A 25,537-nucleotide genomic window follows, 5' to 3' on the forward strand; every position below is an offset into this window, starting at 1 on the left:
GTAGCGTGCGTTGGCGGCGGGTCGCCAGTCAGGTGGGGCGGAGCGTCACGGTGTGGGCGGTGTCCACGGTCACCATGCTCGTCCTCGCCGGGATCCTGCCGGACTTCCGTCTCCAGTCCCCCGACGGCGAGAGCGCCACCCACATCGCGGTCACCGCCGCCGTCGGCGCCGGCGCCTTCGGTGTGCTGTCCGCCCTCGCCTGGCCACTGCTCGTACGACTGCTGCTGCTCGTGCCCGCGCTCGTACTGGGACTGCTCGTCTTCGTCCTCAACGGATCGCTGCTGCTGGTCGCCCTGCGGCTCAATCCGTCCGGCAATGCCGAGGCGGCCCCCGAGACCGCCGTCGTCGTGGCCGCCGTGATGTCCGCCGTGGCCTCCGCGACCGGCGCCGCCCTGGCCGTGCGCGACGACGACGCCTACCGGCGCCGCCTCTACCGCCTCGCCGACCGCCGCCGCAGAAGGGGGCCGGCGGGCCCCTCCACCCCGGGCACGGTGTTCCTGCAACTCGACGGCGTCGGCCACGACGTACTCCTGGCAGCAGTCGCCAAGGGCCTGATGCCCACCGTCTCCGGATGGCTGGAGGGCAGCCACCGGCTCACCGACTGGCGCACCGACTGGTCCAGCCAGACCGGCGCCAGTCAGCTCGGCATATTGCACGGCAGCAACCACGACGTCCCGGCGTTCCGCTGGTACGAGAAGGACAGCCGCGAGGTGATGGTCTGCAACCGGCCGACCAGCGCCGCCGAACTCCAGCGCCGTGCTGTCGAGCGAACCGGTGACGGCGGCCTCCTCACCGCCGACGGCGCCAGCCGCGGCAACCTCTTCAGCGGCGGCGCCGACGAGCAGGCCCTGGTGCTCTCCATCGCCACCCGCCGACGCGGCCGGGAGAACCGGTCCCGTGCGGGCTACTTCGCGTACTTCGCCGACCCGGCCAACGCCGTGCGCACCGCCATGTCCTTCGTCGCCGAGGTCGGCCGCGAGACCGGCCAGTCCATCCGGGCCCGCGCCAGGAAGCAGCGCCCGCGCGTCGCACGCGGCGGCCTCTATCCGCTGGTCCGCGCCTTCGCGACGGTCGTCGAGCGGGACGTCGTCGTCACCGCTGTCATGGGCGACATGCTCGCCGGGCGCACCGCCGTCTACGCCGACCTGGTGGCGTACGACGAAGTGGCGCACCACTCCGGGCCGACGAGCCGGGACGCCGAGAAGGTCCTGGAGCGCCTCGACCGCTCGCTGGCGCTGATCGCGAACGTCGCCGAGCACGCCCCGCGGCCGTACCGCATCGTCGTCCTGTCCGACCACGGACAGAGCCCCGGCGAGACCTTCCGCGCCCGCTACGGCCTGGGCCTCGGCGATCTGGTGCGGGCCGGCTGCGGCCTGCCCGTGCCGCGCAGGGCGCAGCACACCCACAGCGGCGCCGAGGCCCGCGCGGCCGTGCGTGCGGCGCTGCGCCGGCCCGTGGAGGAGGGCGGCGACCAGCACCGCCCCTCCCGCCACTCGGAGCCGATCGTGCTGGCCTCCGGCAACCTCGGCCTGGTCTCCTTCCCGGACGTGCCGCACCGGATGAGCAAGGAGGAGATCGACGCCCGGCACCCGGCCCTGCTGACGACACTCGCCAACCATCCCGGCATCGGCTTCCTGCTGGTGCGCAGCGAGGAGCACGGCGGGGTCGTGCTCGGCGCGTACGGCGCCGAGATCCCGCTGGACCGGCTCGATGAGGACCCGGGCCCGCTGGCGGCCTTCGGGCCCGGTGCCGCCGACGCCGTCCGCCGCACGCACTCCTTCCCGCACACCGCCGACATCATGGTCAACTCCTTCCACGACCCGGCCGGCGGCGAGGTTCTCGCCTTCGAGGAGCAGATCGGCTCGCACGGCGGGCTCGGCGGGCCGCAGGGCAGACCCTTCCTGCTCTCACCGACCGCCTTCTCCGAGCCGGTCGAGGACGGGCGGGAACTCGTCGGCGCGGAGGAGATCCACCGCGTGCTGCGGCGCTGGCTGCGGGAGACGGACGGCCCCCAGATACCCCTGGACACGGAGCCGGAGGAACGGGCCGCCTGAAAATCGGCTGCGCCCGGCAGGCCGGGGGCACACACTGTTCGAGTCGCAAACCCCTCGAACACCCCCAAGGAGCCCCTGCGTTGCAGGCTGCCGTCAGCGTCACTCCCGCCCGTGTCCCCGAACTGCTGCTGGGCCTGGCCACCGTGCGGCCGGTCTTCCTCTGGGGTGCCCCAGGCATTGGAAAGTCCTCCCTCGTCAGGGACTTCGCCGAGTCGTTGGGGCTTACGTGTGTGAGCCTGATCGGTACCCAGCTCGCACCCGAGGACCTCATCGGAGTGCCCCAGATCCGAGACGGGCGCTCGGTGTTCTGCCCGCCGGAGGCCATCGCCCGCGACGAGCCGTACTGCCTGTTCCTGGACGAGCTGAACGCGGCCACACCGGATGTGCAGAAGGCGTTCTACTCCCTCATCCTCGACCGCCGTATCGGCAGCTACGAACTGCCGAAGGGATCGATCGTCATCGGCGCCGGAAACCGGTCGACGGACAACGCGCTCGCCCGGCCCATCGCCTCCGCCCTCGTCAACCGCCTCACCCACGTCCACCTGGAGGCGTCCGCCAAGGACTGGCTGACCTGGGCCGTGAACAACGCCATCCACCCCTGGATCCTCGACCACCTCACCGACCGGCCCGACCACCTGTGGTCCAAGCCGCCGAAGACCGAGGAGCCCTTCTCGACGCCCCGCTCCTGGCACATGCTCTCCGACGCGCTGCACTCCTTCGGGCAGGGGGTCGACGAGGAGACCCTGAAGGTCCTCGCGCACGGCACGCTCACACCCCGGCACGCCACCGCGTTCTGCGGCTACGTCAAGATCGTGCGCAGCCAGTTCGGCATCGAGGCGATCATCAAGGGCGACGCCCGCTGGCCGAACCGCCTCGCGGACCGCGACCTGCTCTACTACCTCGCCGACTCCTTCCGCGGGCGCCTGATCAAGGAGCTGCCGGTCAGCAAGGAGCACATGTCGGCGAACGGCCGGCAGACCGCGTACCGCGCCAAATCGCTGCTCGTGCAGCTCGCCGAGATCTCCGTCGAGGTCGCCCAGACCGTCATCGCCTCCGACGCCGACGGCAACCCCGTCCTGCCCGCGTGGTTCCTCATCGAGGCCGCCCGGGACATGCCCCGGCTGGTGGAGGCGCGCCGGTGAGCAGGACCCGCGGCAAGGGACAGAAGAAGCGGGACCTCGCCGCCGAGGCCTTCGCCGAGGGGATGCGGCTGGTGAAGGCCAATCCGGCGCTGGCGGCCGTCGACTTCGCCGTCTGCCGGCAGGAGGAGTGCCGGTGCGCACCCCGCGACGGCCTCGTGGTCGTCGACTCCGACGGCGACCTGCACGTCCACCCCAGCCGGCTCGCCGAACCCGCCGCCTGGGCCTGGGCCCTCGCGCATGCCGTGCTGCACCTCGGCTTCGGACACGTCCCGGCGTTGAAGGGCGAGCGCACACAGCCCGACCGGTACGACCTCGCCGCGCGCTGCGTCGTCGTCAACCGCTTCCTGCTGAACTTCACCATCGGCACCACTCCCGAGGAACTCCCCGCCTCCTATCCCGACGGCGACGAGGAGCAACTCGCCGCGCGCTGGCGGCGGGACGGTGTCCCGCCCGCGTACGAGCGCTGCGGCACGGCGGGCGACGAGCCCGACCAACTGCTCCTGCCGTGGGCGGGCTGGATGCAGCCCCCGGACCACCAGCTGGCGTTCGCCACCGCGCTGACCCGGACCGTGTCGGCGGCGATGGACATGGCGGGCGGACGCCGCGACTCACTCACCGGCGAAGTGGCCCCGCAGCGCCCCTGGCAGCAGGCCCTGAGCTGGTTCATCTCCTCCTACCCCCTGCTCGGTGGCATCGCGGCCGGCATCACCCTCGTCGCCGACGCCGAACTCACCCGCGCCCACGGCATCTCCGTCGCCGCGGTGAACCCGGAGTCCGGCGAGATCTACATCAACCCCCTGCGCCGGTTCGACGACGAGGAATGGCGGTTCATCCTCGCCCACGAGATGCTGCACGCGGCCCTGCGCCACGGCGACCGCTGCGGCACCCGCGACCCCTACCTGTTCAACATCGCCTGCGACTACGTCATCAACGGCTGGCTGTGCGAGATGCAGGTCGGCACCATGCCGGAGGGCCTGCTGCACGACCCCGCGCTCGCAGGTCTCTCCTCCGAGGAGGTCTACGACCGCCTCGCCGGGGACCTGCGCCGGATGCGCCGCCTCGCCACCCTGCGCGGCAAGGGCCTCGGCGACGTGCTCGGCGCCCCGCTGGGCCCGCCCGGTGACTACGTCGACCTCGACGAGTTCTACCGCCGCGGCCTCCGCCAGGGCCTGGACCTGCACCAGCAGCAGGAACGCGGCCTCCTGCCGGGCGGCCTGGTCGAGGAGATCCGCGCGCTCAGTCACCCGCCGCTGCCCTGGGACGCCCAACTGGCCCGCTGGTTCGACGAGTTCGTGCCGAGCCCACAGCCCGTACGGTCGTACGCGCGCCCCTCCCGGCGCCAGTCCTCCACCCCGGACATCCCGCGCGCGGGCCGCTACTTCCCGCCCGAGGAGATCGCCCGCTGCACCTTCGGCGTGGTCCTCGACACCTCGGGCTCGATGGAGCGCACGCTGCTGGGCAAGGCCCTCGGCGCCATCGCCTCCTATGCCGGCGCCCGCGACGTACCGGCCGCCCGCGTCGTCTTCTGCGACGCGGCCCCGCACGACGCGGGCTATGTGCCGGTCACCGAGATCGCCGGCCGGGTCCGGGTCCACGGCCGCGGGGGCACGGCCCTGCAGCCCGGCATCGACCTGCTGCACCGCGCGGACGACTTCCCGCCGGGCGCCCCCGTCCTCGTCATCACGGACGGCTGGTGCGACGTGCTGAGGGTGCGGCGTGAGCACGCGTATCTGATCCCGCAGGGCGCACGCCTGCCGTTCACCGCGCGGGGGCCCGTGTTTCGGGTGCAGTAGGCCGGAGTGTGATCGGATGGGATCCCAAAGGAACACCCAGAATCTGGAAGGATTCACCGTGGCAACCACGCGCTCCGCACACACCGTCTGGGAAGGCAGCCTGATCGAGGGCAGCGGTGTCGTCAGTTTCGACTCCTCCGGTGCCATCGAGGCACAGCCGGTCACGTGGGCCTCGCGCTCCCAGGACGCGGGCGGCAGGACCAGCCCCGAGGAGCTGATCGCCGCCGCGCACTCCAGCTGCTTCTCCATGGCGCTGTCGCACGCCCTGAACGGCGCCGGCACCCCGCCCACCAAGCTCGTCACCTCGGCGGACGTGAACTTCCAGCCGGGTGAGGGCATCACCGGCATCCACCTCACCGTCGAGGGCACGGTCCCCGGTATCGACAACGACGCCTTCGTCGCGGCAGCCGAGGACGCCAAGAAGAACTGCCCGGTAAGCCAGGCCCTGACGGGCACGACGATCACTCTGTCGGCCAAGCTCGCCTGACACCCGTAGGGCCTCTACGGCCTTCGATGCCGCGCCCCGCCGGTCAGGGGGGCGCGGCACCGTCGTTTCCGGGGTACCCGGCGTAGGTGGGGTACGCGGCATTGACAACAGCCCACTCAAGTTTTGTGCTGGAGTCTGGGAAGCGCCCTGGCGGAAGGGGACGGAGATGGCACGTGCGGTCGGGATCGATCTCGGGACGACGAACTCGGTGGTGGCCGTCCTGGAGGGCGGCGAACCCACGGTCGTCGCCAACGCGGAGGGAGCCCGGACCACACCGTCCGTCGTGGCCTTCGCCAAGAACGGGGAGGTACTGGTCGGCGAGGTCGCCAAGCGGCAGGCCGTGACGAACGTCGAGCGGACCGCGCGCTCGGTGAAGCGGCACATGGGCGACGCGCAGTGGCGGTTCCCCGACGAGGGCTCCGTGGACGGGACGCGCTACCGGGCGCAGGAGCTGTCCGCGCGGGTCCTGCAGAAGCTGAAGCGCGACGCGGAGTCCTACCTCGGCGAGGACGTCACGGACGCGGTGATCACCGTACCGGCCTACTTCGACGACTCGCAGCGCCAGGCCACGAAGGAGGCCGGGGAGATCGCGGGTCTGAAGGTCCTGCGGATCATCAACGAGCCCACGGCCGCCGCCCTCGCCTACGGCCTGGACCGGGGCGAGGAGCAGACCGTGCTGGTCTTCGACCTCGGCGGCGGCACCTTCGACGTGTCACTGCTGGAGATCGGGGACGGCGTCATCGAGGTGAAGGCCACCAACGGCGACACCCACCTCGGCGGCGACGACTGGGACCAGCGGATCGTCGAGTCCCTGGTCAAGAAGTTCAGGGGCCAGTACGGCATCGACCTCGGCAAGGACAAGATGGCGCTGCAACGGCTGCGGGAGGGCGCCGAGAAGGCGAAGATCGAACTGTCCAGCTCGTCCGAGACGACGATCAACCTGCCCTACATCACGGCCTCCGCCGAGGGCCCGCTCCACCTCGACGAGAAGATGACCCGCGCCCAGTTCCAGGAGCTCACCGCCGACCTCCTCGACCGCTGCAAGACCCCCTTCCACCAGGCGGTCAAGGACGCCGGCATCAAACTGTCCGCGGTCGACCACGTCATCCTCGTCGGCGGCTCCACCCGGATGCCCGCGGTCACCGACCTGGTCAAGGACCTCACCGGCAAGGACCCGCACAAGGGCGTCAACCCCGACGAGGTCGTGGCCGTCGGCGCGGCCCTGCAGGCCGGTGTCATCCGCGGCGACGTCAAGGACGTCCTGCTGCTCGACGTCACACCGCTGTCCCTGGGCATCGAGACCAAGGGCGGCATCATGACAAAGCTGATCGAGCGCAACACGACGATCCCGACCCGGCGTTCGGAGATCTTCACGACGGCCACCGACAACCAGCCCTCGGTGGGCATCCAGGTCTACCAGGGCGAGCGCGAGATCGCCGCGTACAACAAGAAGCTGGGCGTCTTCGACCTGACCGGGCTGCCGCCGGCCCCGCGCGGGATCCCGCAGATCGAGGTCGCCTTCGACATCGACGCCAACGGCATCATGCACGTGTCGGCCAAGGACCTGGCGACGGGCCGGGAACAGAAGATGACGGTGACCGGCGGTTCCGCCCTCCCCAAGGACGACATCGACCGCATGATGCGGGAGGCCGAGCAGTACGCCGAGGAGGACCGGGGCCGCCGCGAGGCCGCCGAGACCCGCAACCAGGCCGAGCAACTCGTCTACCAGACCGAGAAGTTCATACGGGACAACGAGGAGCGCATCCCCGCGGACACCAGGACGGAGGTCCTGGAAGCCGTCACGGAACTGAAGGGCCTGCTGGAACGGAACGCGGAGACGGGCGAGTTGCGCACCGGCGTCGAGAAACTCGCCACCGTCAGCCAGAAGATGGGCCAGGCCATGTACGCCCAGGCCGACCAGCCCCCCACCGACACCGGCACCGGCACCGGCACCGAACAGCACACCGCACCGCCGGAGGAGGACGGCGTGGTCGACGCGGAGATCGTCGACGAGGACGACCGCGACACCAAGGGCGGCGCCGCCTAGAACCGCGACCTGTCCCAGCCCCGCCGCTCCGGCCGCGGCCCCAGCCGACCGGGGTCGCGGCTGCGGTGGACCACGTACGGGCGGAACAGGTACTGCACCGGCGCGCTGAACACGTGGACCAGGCGGGTGCAGGGGACCAGAGCGACAGCTTCGACTCGTACACCTGCGAGGAACGCGTGGTCCAGCCGAACCGGTCGCAGCGGTGGCGCCAGATCAGACCGGCGACGAGGAGGACGAAGGCGACGTACGGCAGGACACCCCCAGCGCAGTGTGGTCATCGGCGCACCCCTGTGCGGCCGAGGGGGAGGGCGGCGCACACGGCATCCAGGACGGACGCGTACGGCGTGCCGAAATCGGTGAGGCGGCACCGGAGTCGATCCAGACCGGCGCGGTGTTCCGTCAGCAGGCCCGTGTCGCCGGTGCGCGCCGCGAACTCCAGCACGGCGGGCAGGAAGTCGGGCAGTTCCTCGCCGGTGAACTCCAGGCCGGCGGCACGGTAGACCTCCTTGAAGCGGACCAGCGACATGGCGCGCCGCCGGGTGTCCCCGTCCCGCCACCAGCTCAGATAGAGGCTGTGCCGGTTCTTGGAGTCGAAGACCTGGACGTAGTGCGCGGCCAGTTCCTGGGGCGGTGTGACGGCCGCGTGGTCCACGAACTCACGCAGCTGCGGGGCCGCTTCGCGCAGCAGCGGAAGCCGGGCCCGGAAGTCCTCGTCGGGATAGGTCAGGCAGAGTGCTGCCGCCTGGTACAGCACGGCGTCCGAGGGCATCAGGTCTCCTTCACGTCGGCCGGGCCGACCGGGCCGTCGGCCGCCTCGGCCGGATGGTCGGCGCTCTGGCACGGCGCAGCGCGCGGAAGTTCTCCACCGACACCGGCGGCAGCCGCCTGCGCCCCGGGTCCCCGGTCCCGGTAGAGGGCGTCCGGCTCCCGCCCGCCGGTCAGGCCGATTGCCGTGCGGGTCGGGCGCCGGGGCACCGGGCCGGAAGAAGCGGCCGGCGCGCGACAGCGCCGCTCCCGGCTCGGTGGGCGGTATCCGCGTGGCGGTCACGTGTGTCGCTCCCTTGCTCGCCCTGGCCTACGACGCTAGGGGCGAGCGGGGGAACGGACCCGTTTATGGCAGCCGTACGGGTCAGGGACGAGGGAGAGCAGGGTCAGGGCTTGCGGGCGACTCCCGCGTACACCGGCACGACGCCCTCCGCCTGCACCGCCACGTCCTCGGCCTCCGGACGCCACCCGGTCACCGGGATCACACCCGGGCCGAGCAGCTCCAGGCCCTCGAAGAAGCGCTGGAACTCGGTGATCGAACGGGGGTGGAAGGGCGTGCCACCGGCGCGGAAGGCACCGGCCGCCTTCGCGACGGCCTCCGGATTCAGATCGGGGGTGACCTGCGACAGGATCAGACAGCTGCCCGGGGCCAGCGCCGCGACGTATTTCCGGACCATCCCGTGGACGTCGTCGCCGTCGGCCTCGTCGCCCAGGTAGTGGGTCAGCGCGACCAGCGACAGTGCGACCGGCCGCGTGAAGTCCAGGGACTCCTCAGCCCGCGCCAGCAGGGTGCCGACGTCCCGCACGTCCGCGTGCACGTAGTCCGTGCTGCCCTCGGCGGAGCCGTGCAGCAGAGCCTGGGCGTGCCGCAGCACGATCGGGTCGTTGTCCGCGTACACCACCCTGGCCTCAGGTGCCACGCCCTGCGCCACCTGGTGCAGGTTGGGCTGGGTGGGGATGCCGGTGCCGATGTCCAGGAACTGGCGTATCCCCGCCTCGGCGACCGTGCGGACGGCCCGGTGCATGAACCTCCGGTTGGCCCGCGCCCCGCGTACCGCGGTGTCGTCCAGGGCGAGAATCCTGCGCGCCAGTTCCTCGTCCACCGGGTAGTTGTCCTTGCCGCCCAGCCACCAGTCGTACACGCGGGCGGGATGCGGCCGGCTGGTGTCGATCTGCTGTGCGGCGTCGGAACCGGTCATGCGGTGGCTGCTCCAGAGTTTCGTGACTGAGACTGACTCAGAAGTCCTTGCGGCACTCCCGCAGGAGCTTCTTCGTGCGCTGGGCCGACGCGGCCCGCGCCGTCATGTGGTCGAGGACCTCCAGGTGTGCGGAGACCTCCGGGCGCGAGTCGAGGTACAGGGCCCCGGTCAGGTACTCGGTGAAGACCATGTCGGGCAGCTCCGGTTCGCCGAAGCGGAACAGCGTGAAGGGCGCGTACGTCCCCGGGTGCGGGCCGTCCTTGAACTCGGCGATCTGCAGCGTGACCCGGTCGCGGTCGGCGAAGTCCAGCAGCTTGTCCAGCTGTTCGCGCATCACCTCGCCCCGGATGCTCACCGGCCGCCGCAAAACCGTTTCGTCCATGATCACCCACAGGTGGGGCGGATCCGGGCGATCCAGGAGCCGCTGGCGGGCCATCCGCAGGGACACATGCCGCTCGATGGTCTCCGGTCCGGTCTGCCCGACCGTTCCCGCCTCCATCACGGCATGCGCGTACTCCTCGGTCTGCAGCAGTCCGGGTACGAAGTGCGGCTCGTAGGAGCGGACGATGGTCGCGGCGCCCTCAAGGCTCACATAGAGGCTGAACCAGTCCGGCAGCACGTCGTGGAACCGCTGCCACCAGCCCGGCCGGTTCGCCTCTTCGGCGAGGGCGACGAACGCGGCCGCCTCGTCGTCCGGGACGCCGTACGTCTCCAGCAGCACCTGGACGTACGGGATCTTCAGGGCGACCTCGGCCATCTCCATCCGCCGTACGGTCGCGGGGGCCACCCGCAGGACGCGAGCGGCCTCCTCACGTTTGAGCCGGGCCGTCTCCCGCAGCTCCTGCAGACGCTTGCCGAGGACCACCTGACCGACGGTGGGCGCGGGACGCCGCTCGCTCACGCCACGCCTCCCCTACGCGCCGAAGTATGCGCGAGCAGTGTGCCATGTTCCGGTGCCGGTCTCACGGGATCGCGGGTGAGGCGCTCGCCACGTGGGCGCCGGCGGGGCCGGCCGGTGCCGTATCGCCCCTACGGATTACCTCTCGGGTAATCGACCGTCGCGGCGCCGGGCGGGATGGTGGTGGCACCGGGTTCCGGGGCGGCGCACTCCGGTCCGGAACCCGGGTCCAAGCTGCCACGATCCCGCTTGGACGGAGGATGATGCGCCATGTCCGCGACCCGCACACCGCGGCCCGTCGGTCTGTCGGTGCCGGCTCGGGAGGGCACGTCAGGGGAGCAGTGACTGAAGGTACTTGACCGTCGCCGGGTCGGCCGGGAGGAACGTCTCGATGGCCAGCTCGGCGACCGTCACGTCCATGGGCGTGTTGAAGGTGGAGATGGAGGAGATGAAGGACAGCGTCCGGCCCTCGTGCTCGACCTGCATCGGCAGGGCGAAGCAGGGGACCGGATCCGCCGGTTCGTGCCCGGGCTCCGCCTCCCGCACCGGGTAGGCCGCCACCTCCTCGTACAGCGCACGCAACGGCGCCGACCGGTGCAGCGCGATCTGCCGCTCCATCTGCGCGAGCAGGTGGCCGCGCCACTCACGCAGGTTGCGGATACGGGGCGCCAGGCCCTCGGGGTGCAGCGTCAGCCGCATGGCGTTCAACGGCGGTTCGAGCAGGGACTCCGGGACACCCTCCAGCAGCATCATGATGCCCCGGTTGGCCGCGACGACGTTGTACACCGCGTCGACCACCAGCGCGGGGTAGGGCTCGTAGCCCTGGATGAGGCGTTCCATGCCCTGGCGGAGGGCGTCCAACGCGGGCGAGTCCAGCGGGGTCTCCGGATAGTGCGGGGCGTAACCGGCCGCCAGGAGCAGGGAGTTGCGCTCGCGCACCGGGACGTCCAGGTGCTCGGCCAGCCTGAGCACCATCTCCTCGCTCGGCCGGGAACGCCCCGTCTCGATGAAGCTGATGTGCCGCGCGGAGGAGTCGGCACGCAGTGCCAGCTCCAGCTGGCTGACCCGCCGCCGCTCCCGCCAGGCCCGCAGCAGGGGGCCGACCCCTTTGCCGTCGGAGCTGGCTGCGGATGCCGGGTGTCCGGTCGCGACAGTGGTCATACGTACGACCGTAGCCGAGGAGCGGGCGCGGGTCCCCCCGCTCGCCTCTCCCCGCCCGCCGGCGATCTCGGTGCCGTGTGTGTCCGCGGCCCCGTCATCGGGCACCCCCTTACTGACCAGGGCCGTCGTGGCACGGCTGTGGCAGGCTGAGGACATACCCCCAGGAAGGAGCGATGTCATGGCCGTCGAACCGCTGTCGCAGAAGGAGATCGAGGACCGGCTCGCCGAGCTGCCGGGCTGGTCCCTCGACGGGGACCGCATCACCCGTTCCTACCGGCTCGGCACGCACTTCGCAGCGACGGCGATGGTCGTGCACATCGCCCAGATCCAGGAGGAGCTCGGCCATCACAGCGACCTCACCCTCGGCTACAACACCGTGTCCCTGTCCGTGAACACGCACAGTGCGGGAGGCAAGGTCACCGAGCTCGACTTCGGGCTGGCACGCAGGGTCGAGGATCTGGCACAGGGCCACGGGGCACACTGACCCGCGTGCTCGACTACGACAAGGAAGCCGACGCGTACGACGTCACGCGCGGCGGCGAGCCCAGGGCCGCGGCCGCCGCGGACGCCGTGCTGCGCCTGGTCCCCGCCGACGCGGGCCGGCTCCTCGACCTCGCCTGCGGCACCGGGATCGTCACCAGGCGTCTCGCGGCCGCGCGGCCCGCGACCCGGGTGACGGGCGCCGACGTGACCTACGGCATGGCACGGATGGCGGCCGTTCGCCTGCCGGGCTCGGTCCTGCTGGCCGACGGCCGCCGGCTGCCGTTCCCGGATTCGACGTTCGACGCGGTCACCACCGTGTGGCTGCTGCATCTGCTCGACGAACCCGAGGACGTGCGGGCCGCGGTCGCCGAGTGCGCCCGCGTACTGCGGCCCGGCGGTGTGTACGTCACCACCGTCGACAAGGCCGCCGCACACGACGTCGGCAGCGACATCGACGCCGTCCTCGCACCGCGCCCGCGCCGCCCCGCCCGGGACGCCGGACCGCTCGTGCAGACGTACGCCGCCGCGCACCGCCTGCACCCGGCCGGGCAGGCCCGCTTCCCGGGCCACGGCCAGGGCCGCAGCCCCCGGCTCACCGCCGCGGACCTGCGGCGCGGCTGGTTCACGGTGCTGCCGCCGGGCGACCCGGTCACCGAGCGCTTCGTGGCGCGGATCCAGGCGCTGCCCGACCAGGACCGGCCGCGCGCCGACCCGGAGTTCACCCTGCGTGCCTTCAGGAAGCCGCAGGCCGGCTGAACGTCGGCCGGCCGCTGGTACGTCGTCGCGGGCCCGGGACCGCGCACGTTCCGCGTCGACCAGATCCTCCGACTCGCCCCGGCCGGCGAGGAGTTCACCCGCCCGGACGACTTCGACCTGGCCGCGTACTGGGCGGCGTACCAGCGCGACTTCCACGACCGGCTGTACCGCGGCGAGGCGCTGGTGCGGGTGGCGCCGGGCGTGAGGCCGGCGAGGGCGGTGGACAGCCGTACGGACGACGACGGCTGGACCCTCGCCCGGGTCCCCATCGAGTCCGTCGAGCACGCTCATGGCGAGTTCCTGCGTCTGGGCGCGGACATCGAGGTGCTCCAGCCGCCCGAGCTGCGTGCGCGCATCGCCCGTACGGTGGCCGAACTGGCCGGAAGATACGGCAGCTTGCCGGAAACCGGCGGCGGCTGAGAGTGCGCAGGCCGTCCGTCCTCCTATGGAACACCGGTACGGCCGGCGTTCGGCCGGGGCTGCCGGGGGCGGGATCAATGCCCTTGATGCTGCTCCTCCGCCTGTTCACGAAGGGCTTGGATGAGCGTGGTGACGTGGGGCCGGTCGCTACGACTGATTGCGGCGACGCCTGGTGCCTCGATCCGCCGACGGTCCGCACGCCGTGACAGAAAGGTGGTCGCCCGCAGGCTGCGGGCGACCACCTCGCCGGTCGGTCAGAGGCCGCCCAGCAGGCCGCCCAGGAGACCGGTCACGATGCCCAGGAGGCCGCCCAGCAGGTCGCCCCCCGAGGAGCTGTCGTCGTCCGACGGAGTGAGACAGGCCTCGTGACCCAGGAGGGACACGTGGGTCGTTCCGGCACACGTGCTCGGGGTGTCGGTCGTCGGAGCCGCAGAGGCGCTCGGCGCCATCAGGGTCAGAGCGAGTACGGGAGCGGCGAGGACGGCCGCGACGCGGGCGCTGGTCGACGTGCGTGTGCGCTGCGACATAACTGACCTTTCGCAGGTATGGGAAATCTTCCTTGATCAGGCTCACGCGGTCGGCTGCACTCCGCAACTCGAACATCGCTCACAGTGACCGCGGCCTGGTCAGGTGCTGCTCCCCGTGAAGCCGTAGGCCACCCGCCGCCGCCCGTTCGAAGCCGATCCTCCTTCCGTGCGTGAACGTGCGAATGCCGGGCGACCCCCAGAGCGGGCAGGGGTCGCCCGGCCGGTGGGTCCCGCCGTCGGGTGGCGGGACCGCGGACGCGGAGCCTTCAAGCGCTTCCGCGGAGCCGTGACGGACCTGCGGTCACGTAACGGCCCAACCCGCGGAGCGCTCGGCGGGGGCTATTCGAGAAGCTCCGCGTACGAGCCCATGGCCATGGCGATGTCCGCCTGGGCCCAGAACCGGTGATACGTGAACGACGGCGCGGCCCCGCCCGCAAGATACGCCTCGATCTTCGACCAGGCAGGGTCGTTCTTGTAGAAGGACCGCAGTGAGGCGAACGTCGACGAGGAGTTGATCGCGTCCCCGTTCGGCATCTTGCCGCTCCAGCCGTTCGGCACGTACACCGTGTCGTTGAAGCGGTTGTAGTCGGCGCGGGTCTCCGGCGCGGCGATGCCGAGTCCGTCCTGGTAGTTGTTCCACATGCCGTCCAGCAGCGCCTTCGCCGTCGTCTTCGCCTCCGTGTCACCGGACTTGGCGGCGTAGTACGTCAGGGTCTTGGCGAACGCGGCCGCCACACCGACGTCATTGGTGTAGTCGGCGACGGTGACGTGAAGTCCGCTGTTGGCACCGGGACTTGACGCGTTCCAGGTGTCGGGCCGGCCCGACCACTGAAGCGTCGCCGGGATCTGGTAGGTGCCGTCCGGATGGATCGTGGTCTTGGACAGCGCCCAGTCGACCCACTTGTCGAGGACCGCCTTGGCCTTCGCGTTGCCCGTCTGCTGGTAGTACTCGGCGACCCGCTCCATCGACCACGCCTGGAAGCCGAACCACTGGTTGGACGGCGGGTCGTGGTAGACGGGCTGCTGGTCGTAGTACATGCCGTAGAAGGTCGGCGTACCGGCCGGCGGGGTCGCGTAACGCCCGGCCCAGCTGTTGGTCGCGCCGCCGGCGATGGCGCCCTCGTCCGACTGCAGCCAGCGGTAGAACTCCAGCTGCCGGGTGAGCGAGGTGCCCCAATCGGCGGCCCCCGTCGAGGACTTGGGCTTCAGGTCGGCGTACGAGCTGAGCGCGTACGCGGCCAGCGGGTTCTGGTAGCCGCCGTGGACGTGGCTGGAGCCGATGCGCCAGGACCAGCCCCCGTTGGTGTCGGTCGCGCCGCCCCAGGCGTAGTACCAGGACAGCAGATAGGCCGAGGCGTCCTTGCCGGTGCCCGCCGCACACGTCGACGGCCCCACGCAGTTGCCGATCTTCTTGAAGTACTTGTCGTACATGGCGTAGCGCAGATAGTCGCCCATCTTCGCGGCCTTGCCGACGGTCGCGGAGACGTCGCTGCCCTTGCCCTGCCCCTTCGCCCACACGTCGGCCCAGTACGCGGCCTGCACCGCACGCGCGTCGGCGTCCGGGGCGTCCGTGTACTTCCACTGCTTGGCGTAGGAGGAGTCGCCGGTGAACAGGTCCAGGTACCCGTTCGTCCCGCCGTACTTGAAGGCGTCGCAGGTCGGCTGCGGCACCGTCTCCCACACCGACTCCTGCGGACCGCGCTGGAAGGTGTTGATGTACGACGGCCCGGTCTTCGTCGGTCCGCCCTCGCAGGTTCCGCCGGGGGTGTTGCCGTAGCCGTAGACGTTGTCGACGTCCTGCAGCCAGTGCATGCCGTAGACGTCGTCGGTGCCGTACGCGGACTTCAGCTCACCCGCGATGGGATCCGAACCGACCGAGACCGACTGGTCCAGCTTCGCCGGATACTCGTTCGGGGTGTCCAGCTCGGGCGCGTACGTCGCCGGCTTCGAGGCGTTGTAGAAGGAGGTGGTGGGCTGGTCGGCGTGGGTCGGGATCATGTACTTCTCCATGAGAGCCCAGGCGCCGTTGAACTTGGACCAGTCACCGGTGACCTTGCCGTACATCGCCTGCAGCCACAGAAGGTAGCTGTAGGCCTCCGACGTGGTCTCGTGGCCCTGGTCAGGGGCCTCGACGATCAGCGTCTCGACCGAGTGGTAGGGGATGCCCTCGGGCGAGAAGTAGCCGTTCGCCGGGTTGGTGATCTTGCCGTACATGTCCAGGAAGCGGGCGTCGTACGCCTTGGTGGCAGCCAGCTCCGTCACCGTGACCGAGGCCTTGGCGTGGCCCGTCGCCGTCGACTCGAAGGTCGCCGAACCGGTGCCGGAGGCGTCGGCGGTGATGGTCACCTTCTGCGCGGTGCTCCAGTTGGAGGGCGTGAAGGTGAGCGAGGCGCCGGCGGTGACCGACAGGCCCGAGCCGCCGCTCGCGCGGGCTGTCGTGACGGTCACGTTCGACGCGGGCTGCGTCGACAGTTTGACGTCATACGTGCCCGACTTGCCCTGCTGGACGCCCAGTTGGGTCGGCGAGGCCACCACGGCGGGACCCGAGGCGACGGTGATGCCGACGGGTGTCGACTCCGCGGACGCACCCAGGCTGTCGTACGCCTTCGCCACCAGCGAATGACTGCCCACGGTCAAACCAGAGGCCGAGAGTGTGAAGGGCGAGCCGGTGTCCGTGCCCAGCAGGGTCGTGTCGTCGTAGAACTCGACCTTGCTGATCGTCGCGCTGTCGGCCGCGGCGGCGGTGGCCGCCAGCGGGACCGCGTCGCCCTGTGTGTAGACGGCGCCCGCGGCGGGGCTGGTCAGGACGGCCATCGGCGGCTGGTGTGCGCCGGCGCAGGCGGTGCCGTTGACCGCGAAGGACGTGGGGGAGGTGTTGGTGCCGCTGTAGGTGAACTGCGCACCGGTGGAGACGGCGGCGCCCGCGGCGATCTTAGCGTTGTACCCGGCGTCCTTCACGCTGATCGACTGGCCGGACTGGGACCAGGTGCCGCTCCAGCCGCTGGTGAGCTTCTGGTTGCCCCCATACGCGTAGGTGAGGGTCCAGCCGTCGATGGCGTCGCTGCCGCGGTTGGTGATGGTCAGATCCGCCGTGAAGCCGGATCCCCAGTCGTTCGTCTTGTAGTCGACGCTGCACTGAACTGCTGCCGCCTGGGCGGGAGTCGTGCCGGTGCCGAGCATCGTGAGCGGAAGAGCGAGAGCTGCCATGGCAGCGGTCCACAACCGCCGCGTGGCGCGGCGTCTCCGTCTGGAGTGCATGTGCTGGTCCTCCTTGCGGCTCGGAAAACAGTGGGGGAAGGAAGGAGCGACAAGCCTTGAACCAGTGGGAGCGCTCCCATAGTGGGGAAGGGGGTGGGGGCGGTCAAGACGGTTGAAGAGTCGAAAAGATTCGACGTGCTTCGACGCAAGTGAGTTGAGGGGAAGTCGGCGAATGTCTGTAACTCCCCTGTCCTTTGCCGTCACTTGGCGCTAGCTTCGTTGACACCAGTGGGAGCGATTCCATCAGTCGACGCGTCCGTCACGGCGCGCCCGAACTGCAAGGAGTCGCTCATGCGACACCCCCCGCGTTCATGTCTTTTAGCCGTTGCCGCGGCCGTGGCCCTGGTGGGCACGGCGGTCGCACCGGTCGTCTCGGCACAGGGAGCCACGCCCTCCTGCTCGGTGGAGTACTCCGTCACCGGCCAGTGGGACACCGGCTTCCAGGGTGCCGTGACCATCACCAACAACAGGGCGGCCGTGAGCAGTTGGAGCCTCGGTTTCGACCTCGCGGACGGCCAGAAGGTCAGCCAGGGCTGGAACGCCAAGTGGTCCCAGTCCGGCACGACGGTCACTGCGACCAACGAGAGCTACAACGGCGCGCTGGCAACCGGCGCGAGCGTCAGCGCCGGGTTCCTCGCCTCCCGGTCGGGGAGCAACACCCTACCGACGTCGTTCACGCTCAACGGGACAACGTGCAACGTCGATTCGGAGCCGACGCCGACCGAGCCTCCGGGTTCGGGTGACGCGGCGGCACCCGCCCTGCACGTCTCGGGGAACAAGCTCGTGGACGCCGCGGGCGCGACCCGACGGCTGCTCGGCGTCAACCGCTCCGGCGGCGAGTTCATGTGCGTGCAGGGCCGTGGCATCTTCGACGGGCCGGTCGACGACGCCGCGATCCGGGCGATCGCCGACTGGAAGGCGAACGCCGTCCGCATCCCGCTCAACGAGGAGTGCTGGCTGGGACTTTCCAACATCCAGCCGCAGTACGGCGGCACCGACTACGTCAACGCGGTCAAGGACCTGGTGGCCCGCGTCGAGGCGCACGGCATGACGCCGATCGTCGAACTGCACTGGACCCACGGCCAGTACACCGGCAACTCGGCGGGCTGCCCCGACGTGCACGCCACCTGCCAGAAGCCGATGCCCGACATGCAGTACGCCCCGTCCTTCTGGTCCTCGGTGGCCGGCACCTTCAAGAACGACCCCGCGGTGGCCTTCGACCTGTTCAACGAGCCCTACCCGGACCGTGCCACCTCCACGACCACCCAGGCGTGGCAGTGCTGGCGCGACGGCGGCACCTGCCCCGGCATCGGGTACGAGGTCGCCGGAATGCAGGATCTCGTCGACGCCGTGCGAGGCACGGGCGCCCGGAACGTCATCCTGGCCGGCGGTCTGGCGTACTCGAACGACCTCGGCCAATGGCTCACGTACAAGCCCGCCGACCCGACGGGCAATCTCGTCGCCGCCTTCCACGTCTACAACTTCAACACCTGCGCGAGTGAGAGCTGCTGGAACTCCACCCTGGCTCCGGTGGCGGCCCAAGTGCCGCTGGTGGCAGGGGAGATCGGCGAGAACACCTGCGCGCACTCCTTCGTCGACCGGGTCATGAAGTGGTTCGACGACCGGAGCCTGTCCTACCTCGGCTGGACCTGGAACACCTGGGACTGCTCCTCCGGCCCCTCACTCATCTCCGACTACGACGGCACTCCCACGTCGTACGGCATCGGGCTGCGCGACCACCTGCGCGCCCTGAACGGATAGTCCCCCGACCAGACCCGAAAGCCTCGACAAGCCCCTACAAGAAGGCAGGAACCCGCACTCATGAGTCGTACCAGAACAGCATTACTCGCCTCCCTGGCGCTGGTCGCCTCGGCCGCCGGAACCGCGACGGCCGTCGTCTCCACAGACGTCGGCGTGGCCGCCGTCCCCTGCACCGTCGACTACAAGGTGCAGAACCAGTGGGACACCGGCTTCACCGCCGCCGTGACGGTCACCAACAACAGTGCCGCCAAGAGCAGCTGGTCGGTGAAGTGGTCGTACGCCGGAAACCAGAAGGTCACCAGCGGCTGGAGCGCGAAGGTCAGCCAGAGCGGTGCCGACGTCACCGCGGCCAACGAGACCTACAACGCGGCCCTGGCGACCGGAGGTTCGGTCAGCTTCGGGTTCCAGGGCACCTACAGCGGCTCCAACGCGATCCCGGCCACCTTCAAGCTCGACGGTGTGACCTGCAACGTCGACTCCACCGGTCCTACGGACCCGACTGATCCGACCGACCCGACGGGACCGGGCACCAAGGTCGACAACCCGTACTCCGGCGCCAAGGTGTACGTGAACCCCGAATGGTCCGCGCACGCCGCCGCCGAGCCGGGCGGCTCCCGTGTCTCCAACCAGCCCACCGGCGTATGGCTCGACCGCATCGCCGCCATCGGCGGCGTCAACGGCGGCATGGGGCTGCGCGACCACCTCGACGCGGCCCTCGCCCAGAAGGGCAGCGGCGAGGAGGTCGTCCAGCTGGTCGTCTACGACCTGCCCGGACGTGACTGCTCGGCCCTCGCCTCCAACGGCGAGCTCGGCCCGACGGAGATCGACAAGTACAAGACGCAGTTCATCGACCCGATCGCGGCGATCCTGGCCGACAGCAAGTACAGCTCGCTGCGGATCGTCACCACCGTCGAGATCGACTCGGTGCCCAACCTGGTCACCAACACCGGCAGCCGCGCCACCGCCACCCCGCAGTGCGACACGATGCTCGCCAACGGCAACTATCAGAAGGGCGTCGGCTACGCCCTCGCCAAGCTCGGCGCGATCCCCAACGTCTACAACTACATCGACGCCGGCCACCACGGCTGGCTCGGCTGGGACGACAACCTCGGCCCCTCCGCCGCGCTGCTCCACCAGGCGGCCACCAGTGAGGGAGCGACCGTCGACGACGTGCAGGGCTTCATCACCAACACGGCGAACTTCAGCGCCCTGAAGGAGAACAACTTCACCATCGGCGACTCGGTCAACGGCACGTCCGTGCGCCAGTCCAAGTGGGTCGACTGGAACCGGTACGTCGACGAGCTGTCGTACGCCCAGGCCTTCCGCAACCAGGCGGTCTCCGCCGGTTTCAACCCCGGCATCGGCATGCTGATCGACACCTCCCGCAACGGCTGGGGCGGCACCGCCCGGCCCGCCGGACCGGGTGCCAAGACCAGCGTGGACACCTACGTCGAGGGCGGCCGCTACGACCGCCGCATCCATGTCGGCAACTGGTGCAACCAGTCCGGCGCCGGCCTCGGCGAGCGTCCGCAGGCGAACCCGGCCGCCGGAATCGACGCGTATGTGTGGATGAAGCCTCCGGGTGAGTCCGACGGCGCCAGCTCGGCCATCCCGAACGACGAGGGCAAGGGCTTCGACCGCATGTGCGACCCGACGTACACGGGCAACGCCCGCAACGGGAACAGCATGTCGGGTGCGCTGCCGAACGCTCCACTCGCCGGGCACTGGTTCTCGGCGCAGTTCCAGCAGCTGATGACGAACGCGTATCCGCCGCTCTAGGCTCCGGCGGTTGCGCTGCGTCCGCCGGGGTCAGCCCTCCTGGGCCAGGCCCCGGCGGATGGCGAACTCCACCGGTGAGTAGTCGCCGTCCGGGCGCTGAAGGTCACAGGGAACCGCGGGGTACAGCGGCGGCTGTGCCATGAAGCGGGGACGCGTGCCGTGATGCGGCTGGGCGGCGTGCACCAGGAACGGGTGGCAGAGGTAGACGTCGCCCGGGCGACCGGTGGCGTAGGCGAGAGGACGGTCGGCCGAGGCCGCGTCGACCTTCGGGCCGAGCTCCAGGAACGACGCGCCCTCGTCGCCGTACGGCTCCAGTACCGAGGGCACGTCGAGGTGTGAGCCGACCCGGACGCGAGTCGGGGCGTCGGCCTCGGTGACCTCGCTGAAGAGGAACAGCATGAGCAGGGCGCGCTCCCTGGACCGCAGGTTGGTATGCCACAGGGTGGCGCCTTCGGGGAGGTAGCTCCCCTCGATGTGCCAGCCCGTGTCGGCGGGTTCCTCCTCGTGCGGGAACCGGAGCGGGAAGGTGCCGAGCGAGTAGCGCGGCGCCCAGCGGCGCTCGCCCACCAGCAGGTCGAACGCCTCATGCAGGACAGGGGAGTTGACGCGGCCGCGAACGGGCCCTGCGCCATCCCGGCCACCCGCACTACCGGGTCCTTCCAGGTGCGGGGGTCCTCGCGGTCGTATCCCGTCTCCCGCCACAGCAGCCGCGCACAGTCCTCGGCGACCCGCGGCGGAAACGCTCCCTCGATCTTCACGAACCCGTCCTCGAGGAAGTTCTCCACCAGCCTGTCATCCATCGGGCCATCGTCGGCGACCGTCCTCGGACCACGCACCTCATTTTCCGGCGTGCTCCATCCCCGCGTTTCTCGCCGCGCTTTTTTGCTGCCTCGGCAATGGCACTGGCCGCGCCCCGGTGCGTCGGCGCACGCTGGGCCGGACGCGGACGAGAGGCTGACCACCATGGCGCACGCACACCACCACGGACACGGCGAGCACGACCACACCGACATCGACTGGGCCGAGATGGCCCCACTGCTGGAGTCGCAGGCCGAGCTCATGACGTCCCTGTACGAACGGGCCATGGCCTGGCTGACCGACAAGCAGACCGAACCGGGGCTGATCGTCGATGCCGGCAGCGGGCCCGGTGTCGTCGCCTGTCTGCTCGCCGAGGCGTTCCCGGGTGCGCGGGTCGTCGCGGTCGACAGCTCCGAGCCGCTCCTGGAGCGGGCCCGCGCGCGAGCCGACCGGCTCGGCGTCGGGGACCGCTTCGGCACGCTCGCCGGTGAACTGCCGGGCGCCCTGGACGAGTTGGCATACCCGGCGGATCTGCTGTGGGCCAGCCGCAGTCTGCACCACCTCGGCGACCAGCGGGCCGCCCTCGCCGCCTTCGCCGCGCGGCTGGCACCCGGCGGCACGCTGGCAATCATGGAGGGCGGTCTGCCCGCGCGCTTCCTGCCCCGTGACATCGGAATCGGCCGCCCGGGCCTGCAGGCCCGCCTCGACGTGCTGGAGGAGGAGTGGTTCGCGCAGATGCGGGCGAACCTGCCCGGCACGGTCGCCGAGGCCGAGGACTGGCCGGCCCTGATGACGGCCGCGGGCCTCAGGCCCACCGGCACCCGCACCTTCCTGCTCGACCTGCCCGCGCCGGCCAAGGACCGTGCGCGTGCCTATGTCGCCGCGTCCCTCTCCCGCCTCCGCGAGGGCTTCGGCGACCACCTCGACCCCGAGGACCGCACCACCCTCGACCGCCTCCTCGACCCGGACGACAAGGCGAGCGTCCACCACCGGCCGGACGTGTTCGTGCTGGCGGCGCACACGGTGCATACGGCGGCGCACGCGATGTGAGCCGTGCCGTATCGCGGCACCTGCGGCTCTTGACTTCGAGAAGGCTCCAACTGATCTACTCCCACCGTCGGTCCGGGACACCGGGTCGAGACACGAGGACGAGACACCGGGGGTGGCCAACTGCTGGCCGCGGAAGGTTGTTGAGTGTGCGTAACCATGAGGGAGTGGTGGCGTTATCAGCATATGAACCTGACGGAGTGGGCGCGGGCGCGGGGGGTGAACCCGCATACGGCATATCGCTGGTTTCATGAGGGCGCCTTGCCGGTGCCCGCGCGCCGGGTGGGGCCGCGCACGATCCTGGTGAACATCGAAGCGAACACCTCACCCTCGGTGACCGGTGGTGTAGGTCTGTATGCCCGCGTTTCCTCGCACGATCGGAAGCCGGACCTGGAGCGGCAGACCGCTCGCCTGTCGGCATGGGCGGCGGAGGCGGGACAGAAGGTTGTGCGGATCGAGTCCGAGATCGCCTCGGGTATGAACGGCTGCCGCGCGAAGGTGAAGCGGCTGCCGGCCGATCCGGCGGTGACCACGGTCGTGGTCGAGCACAAGGACCGCCTCGGGCGGATGAACGTGGAGCTGATCGAGGCCGCCCTGTCCGCGACCGGCCGCCGACTGGTCGTCCTCGATGACGGCGAAGTCGAAGACGACCTGGTCCGGGACATGGTGGAGGTACTGACGTCGTTCTGCGCCCGCCTGTACGGCCGTCGGTCGGCGAAGAACCGGGCGAGGAAGGCTCTCGAAGCGGCGGCCGGCGATGAGTGAGCCGAAGAAGAAGAAGAAGCTCCGCACCATCGACGCACCGTTCGTCGCGCCCGGGCCGTCCGGGGTGGCGATACGCGACCGCCTCAAGCACCTCACCGACGTGGACGACAAGGTGTTGCGGCTGGTCGGTGAACACCTCGGACGCCTCGCCTCGCTGGACCTCAAGAACCGCTGCGCCGACGGCCTGGACCACGACAGCGACACGTGGGCCGCCCGCAAGCAGGGCCTGACGGCCGACTCCTCGTCCCGGTGGGCCGGTTCGATCACGAAGGCCACTCACGATCAGTGGGCGCTGTCCCGCCGCTGTCAGCTCGCCCACATCCAAGGGCTTGAGGCCGGTGTGCGGACGCTGATGCACCGACTGGCGCAGCCGATCGGGGAGAAAGGCACCAAGCGGGCACCCGGCGGATACCGCAGTCGGGGCGAGTGGTGCCACAAGTCCCGCCGTCTGGCGACCCTGGAACACCGCCTCGATGTCGCCCGCGTGGAGCGTGAGGCCGGTGTCGTGCACGTCGTGCGCGGCGGCCGGCGCCTGATCAACAACCGTCACCACCTCGAAGCCGCCCAGCTCGCCGCCGAGCAGTGGCGTGAGCGGTGGGAAGCCGAACGGTGGTTCCTCGCCGCCGACGGCGAATCCGGCAAACGCTTCGGCAACGAGACCGTCCGCGTCACGCCGGACGGCGAGGTCAGCATCAAGCTGCCCGCCCCGCTCGCCCACTTGGCCAACAGCAAGCACGGCCGGTACGTCCTCGCCACCCGCGTGCAGTTCCAGCACCGGGGAACCGAGTGGCGCGACCGGATCGAAGACAACCGGGCCGTGGCCTACCGTATCCACCTGGACGTGCAGCGGGGCCGCTGGTACCTGACAGCGTCGTGGACACGGCCCGTTGTCCGGACGGTCCCGCTTCAGACGGCGCGCTCCGAGGGCATGGTCGGCGTGGACACCAACGCCGACCACTTCGCCGCCTACCGGCTCGATGGGCACGGCAACCCGGTCGGCGACCCCAGGCGGTTCTTCTACGACCTGTCCGGCACCGCCGACCACCGCGACGCCCAGGTCCGGCACGCCATCAGCCGGCTGCTGCACTGGGCCCACCGGTGCGGCGTCAAAGCCATCGGTCTGGAGAACCTGGACTTCGCCGCCGAGAAGACCCGCGAGAAGCACGGCAGACGTAAGCGCTTCCGGCAGCTCATCTCCGGCATCCCCACCGGCAAGCTCAAGGCCCGGCTCGTGTCCATGGCGTCCGAACACGGCCTGTCGATCGTTGCCGTGGACCCGGCGTACACGTCGATGTGGGGCGGTCAGCACTGGAAGAAGCCCCTCACCTCGAAGAAACGAAAGCTGTCCCGTCACGATGCCGCCGGCATCGCGATCGGCAGGCGCGCCCTCGGGCACCCGATCCGGCGACGGACGGCACCGCCCCCGCAGCACCAGAGCGATGCTGTGGGGCATCGGACCGCCCAGGCCGGACCAGGCGCACGAGGGCATGAGGGAACCCGCCCACCCGTCACGGAGCGTGCACACGATGCACGCAGCCGGACGGGGACACAGCGAACGCGGGAGACCAGCGCATCCAACACCGTTCGGGATGCGCAGTTCCAGGAGCTGGCAGCAAATGTCACTCCCGGACACTGTTTAGGAACGGTAGTCATGTTCACTAGCACCGAATCTCCCGTCGCGCTGATCACCGGCGGGGCCACCGGCATCGGCGCCGCCGCCGCGCGGCAGCTGCTCGGCGCCGGGCACCGAGTGGCCGTCACCGGGCGCCGGAAGGAGCGGCTTGACGCGTTCGCCGAGGAACTCGGCAGCCCCGAAGGGCTGTTGACGATCGTCGGCAACGCGTCCGAGTACGCGGATGTGCAGGCGGCCCTCGACAGCACGCTCAAGGCATTCGGCCGACTGGACACGGCCGTCGCCAACGCCGGCTTCGCGACTCACGACACCCTCGCCGACGGTGACCCGGCCGGGTGGACCGAGATGGTGCTGACCAACGTCCTCGGCCCGGCCCTCCTCGTCCGCGCCTGTGTCGACGCCCTCAAGGAGACCCGGGGCCGGATCGTCCTGGTCGGCAGTGTCGCCGGTTTCGTGAACGGGCCGGGCAACATCTACGGGGCGACCAAGTGGGCGGTGACCGGTCTCGCCGAGAACACCCGCCGTCAGGCCACGGAGTTCGGCATCGGCGTCACGCTGATCGCGCCGGGCCGGGTCGAGACCCCGTTCTGGGACGGCATGGGCAGCCTGCCGCCCGGCCATCTGCTGACGGCCGACCAGCTTGCCGAGTCGATCGTCTGGGCCATCCGGCAGCCGGAGGGCGTCGACGTCAACACCGTCGTCGTACGGCCGATCGGGCAGCCCAACTGACCCCGCCGCAAAGGCCGGTCGGGCCGCCCGACGCC

Annotated in this window: 21 protein-coding genes and 2 pseudogenes; 13 read left to right on the plus strand and 10 right to left on the minus strand. The window is 70.5% G+C overall.

All coding sequences use genetic code 11. From position 1 onward, the window contains the following. Positions 1-50: 50 nt before the first annotated feature. From ACYUED_RS39265 to dnaK, 5 genes are all read left to right on the plus strand, one after another. Positions 51-2,054, plus strand: a complete 2,004-nt coding sequence (locus ACYUED_RS39265; RefSeq protein ID WP_491294633.1) for a phage holin family protein — start codon at positions 51-53, stop codon at positions 2,052-2,054. Between the two features lie 80 nt (positions 2,055-2,134). Beyond that, positions 2,135-3,196, plus strand: a complete 1,062-nt coding sequence (locus ACYUED_RS39270) for an ATP-binding protein (protein WP_491289182.1) — start codon at positions 2,135-2,137, stop codon at positions 3,194-3,196. Then, complete coding sequence (locus ACYUED_RS39275) at positions 3,193-4,989, plus strand: vWA domain-containing protein (protein WP_491289183.1); 1,797 nt, start codon at positions 3,193-3,195, stop codon at positions 4,987-4,989. Before ACYUED_RS39270 ends, ACYUED_RS39275 begins: the two co-directional genes overlap by 4 nt. 58 nt (positions 4,990-5,047) lie before the next feature. After that, a complete protein-coding gene (locus ACYUED_RS39280; protein WP_491289184.1) occupies positions 5,048-5,476 on the plus strand; it encodes an OsmC family protein in 429 nt (142 codons plus the stop codon). 166 nt (positions 5,477-5,642) lie between these two features. After that, entirely contained in the window at positions 5,643-7,523 is a 1,881-nt protein-coding gene (gene dnaK / locus ACYUED_RS39285) for a molecular chaperone DnaK (protein ID WP_491289185.1), read from the plus strand. On the opposite strand, the gene ACYUED_RS39290 is transcribed toward dnaK, so the two are convergent. The 7 genes and pseudogenes from ACYUED_RS39290 to ACYUED_RS39320 all read right to left on the minus strand — a co-directional run bounded on the left by ACYUED_RS39290 (position 7,520) and on the right by ACYUED_RS39320 (position 11,546). Next, positions 7,520-7,636, minus strand: a complete 117-nt coding sequence (locus ACYUED_RS39290; RefSeq protein ID WP_491289186.1) for a hypothetical protein — start codon at positions 7,634-7,636, stop codon at positions 7,520-7,522. The two genes, dnaK and ACYUED_RS39290, sit on opposite strands and share 4 nt — an antisense overlap. An 80-nt stretch (positions 7,637-7,716) precedes the next feature. Next, positions 7,717-7,776 (minus strand): annotated as a pseudogene (locus ACYUED_RS39295) (hypothetical protein); the annotation flags it as partial. A 21-nt stretch (positions 7,777-7,797) separates the two neighbouring features. Further along, on the minus strand, positions 7,798-8,292 hold the full coding sequence (gene narJ, locus ACYUED_RS39300; protein WP_491289187.1) for a nitrate reductase molybdenum cofactor assembly chaperone: 495 nt from the start codon (positions 8,290-8,292) through the stop codon (positions 7,798-7,800). Further along, complete coding sequence (locus ACYUED_RS39305; RefSeq protein WP_491289188.1) at positions 8,292-8,498, minus strand: hypothetical protein; 207 nt, start codon at positions 8,496-8,498, stop codon at positions 8,292-8,294. The genes narJ and ACYUED_RS39305 overlap by 1 nt, the downstream gene beginning before the upstream one ends. 176 nt (positions 8,499-8,674) lie before the next feature. Beyond that, positions 8,675-9,487 (minus strand): SAM-dependent methyltransferase, encoded by an 813-nt coding sequence (locus tag ACYUED_RS39310; protein WP_491289189.1) that lies wholly within the window; start codon positions 9,485-9,487, stop codon positions 8,675-8,677. A 37-nt stretch (positions 9,488-9,524) separates the two neighbouring features. Further along, positions 9,525-10,388 (minus strand): Sco1979 family transcriptional regulator, encoded by an 864-nt coding sequence (locus ACYUED_RS39315; RefSeq protein WP_491289190.1) that lies wholly within the window; start codon positions 10,386-10,388, stop codon positions 9,525-9,527. Between the two features lie 327 nt (positions 10,389-10,715). After that, positions 10,716-11,546: a helix-turn-helix domain-containing protein gene (locus ACYUED_RS39320; protein WP_491289191.1), complete on the minus strand. Its 831-nt coding sequence runs from the start codon at positions 11,544-11,546 to the stop codon at positions 10,716-10,718. Between the two features lie 178 nt (positions 11,547-11,724). Here ACYUED_RS39320 and ACYUED_RS39325 point away from each other — a divergent pair, with 178 nt between their 5' ends. The 3 genes from ACYUED_RS39325 to ACYUED_RS39335 all read left to right on the plus strand — a co-directional run bounded on the left by ACYUED_RS39325 (position 11,725) and on the right by ACYUED_RS39335 (position 13,205). Beyond that, the gene (locus tag ACYUED_RS39325; RefSeq protein ID WP_491289192.1) at positions 11,725-12,030 is read left to right on the plus strand and encodes a 4a-hydroxytetrahydrobiopterin dehydratase; all 306 of its coding nucleotides are present in this window, start codon (positions 11,725-11,727) and stop codon (positions 12,028-12,030) included. A gap of 5 nt (positions 12,031-12,035) precedes the next feature. Then, positions 12,036-12,785, plus strand: a complete 750-nt coding sequence (locus tag ACYUED_RS39330) for a class I SAM-dependent methyltransferase (protein ID WP_491289193.1) — start codon at positions 12,036-12,038, stop codon at positions 12,783-12,785. Positions 12,786-12,968: 183 nt separating this feature from the next. Next, on the plus strand, positions 12,969-13,205 hold the full coding sequence (locus ACYUED_RS39335) for a WYL domain-containing protein (RefSeq protein ID WP_491289194.1): 237 nt from the start codon (positions 12,969-12,971) through the stop codon (positions 13,203-13,205). 254 nt (positions 13,206-13,459) lie between these two features. Here the strand turns inward: ACYUED_RS39335 and ACYUED_RS39340 are convergent, their stop codons facing one another. After that, positions 13,460-13,732, minus strand: a complete 273-nt coding sequence (locus ACYUED_RS39340; RefSeq protein WP_491289195.1) for a hypothetical protein — start codon at positions 13,730-13,732, stop codon at positions 13,460-13,462. A 339-nt stretch (positions 13,733-14,071) separates the two neighbouring features. Continuing rightward, positions 14,072-16,990, minus strand: coding sequence for a glycoside hydrolase family 48 protein (locus ACYUED_RS39345; protein ID WP_491289196.1), 2,919 nt, complete (start codon positions 16,988-16,990; stop codon positions 14,072-14,074). Positions 16,991-17,281: 291 nt separating this feature from the next. On the opposite strand from ACYUED_RS39345, the gene ACYUED_RS39350 reads away from it, so the two are divergent. Further along, positions 17,282-18,751: a cellulose binding domain-containing protein gene (locus ACYUED_RS39350; protein ID WP_491289197.1), complete on the plus strand. Its 1,470-nt coding sequence runs from the start codon at positions 17,282-17,284 to the stop codon at positions 18,749-18,751. 60 nt (positions 18,752-18,811) lie between these two features. Continuing rightward, positions 18,812-20,530 (plus strand): glycoside hydrolase family 6 protein, encoded by a 1,719-nt coding sequence (locus ACYUED_RS39355; RefSeq protein WP_491289198.1) that lies wholly within the window; start codon positions 18,812-18,814, stop codon positions 20,528-20,530. 30 nt (positions 20,531-20,560) lie between these two features. Here ACYUED_RS39355 and ACYUED_RS39360 read toward each other — a convergent pair. After that, positions 20,561-21,330 (minus strand): annotated as a pseudogene (locus tag ACYUED_RS39360) (phytanoyl-CoA dioxygenase family protein). Positions 21,331-21,493: 163 nt separating this feature from the next. On the opposite strand from ACYUED_RS39360, the gene ACYUED_RS39365 reads away from it, so the two are divergent. The 3 genes from ACYUED_RS39365 (at position 21,494) to ACYUED_RS39375 (ending at position 25,502) form a co-directional block, all read left to right on the plus strand. Next, the gene (locus ACYUED_RS39365; protein WP_491289199.1) at positions 21,494-22,378 is read left to right on the plus strand and encodes a class I SAM-dependent methyltransferase; all 885 of its coding nucleotides are present in this window, start codon (positions 21,494-21,496) and stop codon (positions 22,376-22,378) included. Between the two features lie 183 nt (positions 22,379-22,561). Then, positions 22,562-23,140 carry an IS607 family transposase gene (locus ACYUED_RS39370; protein ID WP_491289200.1) on the plus strand — a complete coding sequence of 193 codons (579 nt, stop codon included), beginning with the start codon at positions 22,562-22,564 and terminating at the stop codon, positions 23,138-23,140. A gap of 1,651 nt (positions 23,141-24,791) precedes the next feature. After that, on the plus strand, positions 24,792-25,502 hold the full coding sequence (locus tag ACYUED_RS39375) for an SDR family oxidoreductase (RefSeq protein WP_491294635.1): 711 nt from the start codon (positions 24,792-24,794) through the stop codon (positions 25,500-25,502). Positions 25,503-25,537 lie beyond the last annotated feature (35 nt).

This window comes from Streptomyces sp. DF42, from assembly GCF_058267695.1.

Bases quoted from the DNA above. Each gene is read 5' to 3' on its own strand.
- ACYUED_RS39370 (WP_491289200.1), top strand. From the start codon at position 22,562: ATGAACCTGACGGAGTGGGCGCGGGCGCGGGGGGTGAACCCGCATACG.
- ACYUED_RS39365 (WP_491289199.1), top strand. From the start codon at position 21,494: ATGGCGCACGCACACCACCACGGACACGGCGAGCACGACCACACCGAC.
- narJ (WP_491289187.1), bottom strand. From the start codon at position 8,292: ATGCCCTCGGACGCCGTGCTGTACCAGGCGGCAGCACTCTGCCTGACC.
- ACYUED_RS39310 (WP_491289189.1), bottom strand. From the start codon at position 9,487: ATGACCGGTTCCGACGCCGCACAGCAGATCGACACCAGCCGGCCGCAT.
- ACYUED_RS39325 (WP_491289192.1), top strand. From the start codon at position 11,725: ATGGCCGTCGAACCGCTGTCGCAGAAGGAGATCGAGGACCGGCTCGCC.
- ACYUED_RS39355 (WP_491289198.1), top strand. From the start codon at position 18,812: ATGAGTCGTACCAGAACAGCATTACTCGCCTCCCTGGCGCTGGTCGCC.
- ACYUED_RS39340 (WP_491289195.1), bottom strand. From the start codon at position 13,732: ATGTCGCAGCGCACACGCACGTCGACCAGCGCCCGCGTCGCGGCCGTC.
- ACYUED_RS39320 (WP_491289191.1), bottom strand. From the start codon at position 11,546: ATGACCACTGTCGCGACCGGACACCCGGCATCCGCAGCCAGCTCCGAC.
- ACYUED_RS39350 (WP_491289197.1), top strand. From the start codon at position 17,282: ATGCGACACCCCCCGCGTTCATGTCTTTTAGCCGTTGCCGCGGCCGTG.
- ACYUED_RS39345 (WP_491289196.1), bottom strand. From the start codon at position 16,990: ATGCACTCCAGACGGAGACGCCGCGCCACGCGGCGGTTGTGGACCGCT.
- ACYUED_RS39375 (WP_491294635.1), top strand. From the start codon at position 24,792: ATGTTCACTAGCACCGAATCTCCCGTCGCGCTGATCACCGGCGGGGCC.
- dnaK (WP_491289185.1), top strand. From the start codon at position 5,643: ATGGCACGTGCGGTCGGGATCGATCTCGGGACGACGAACTCGGTGGTG.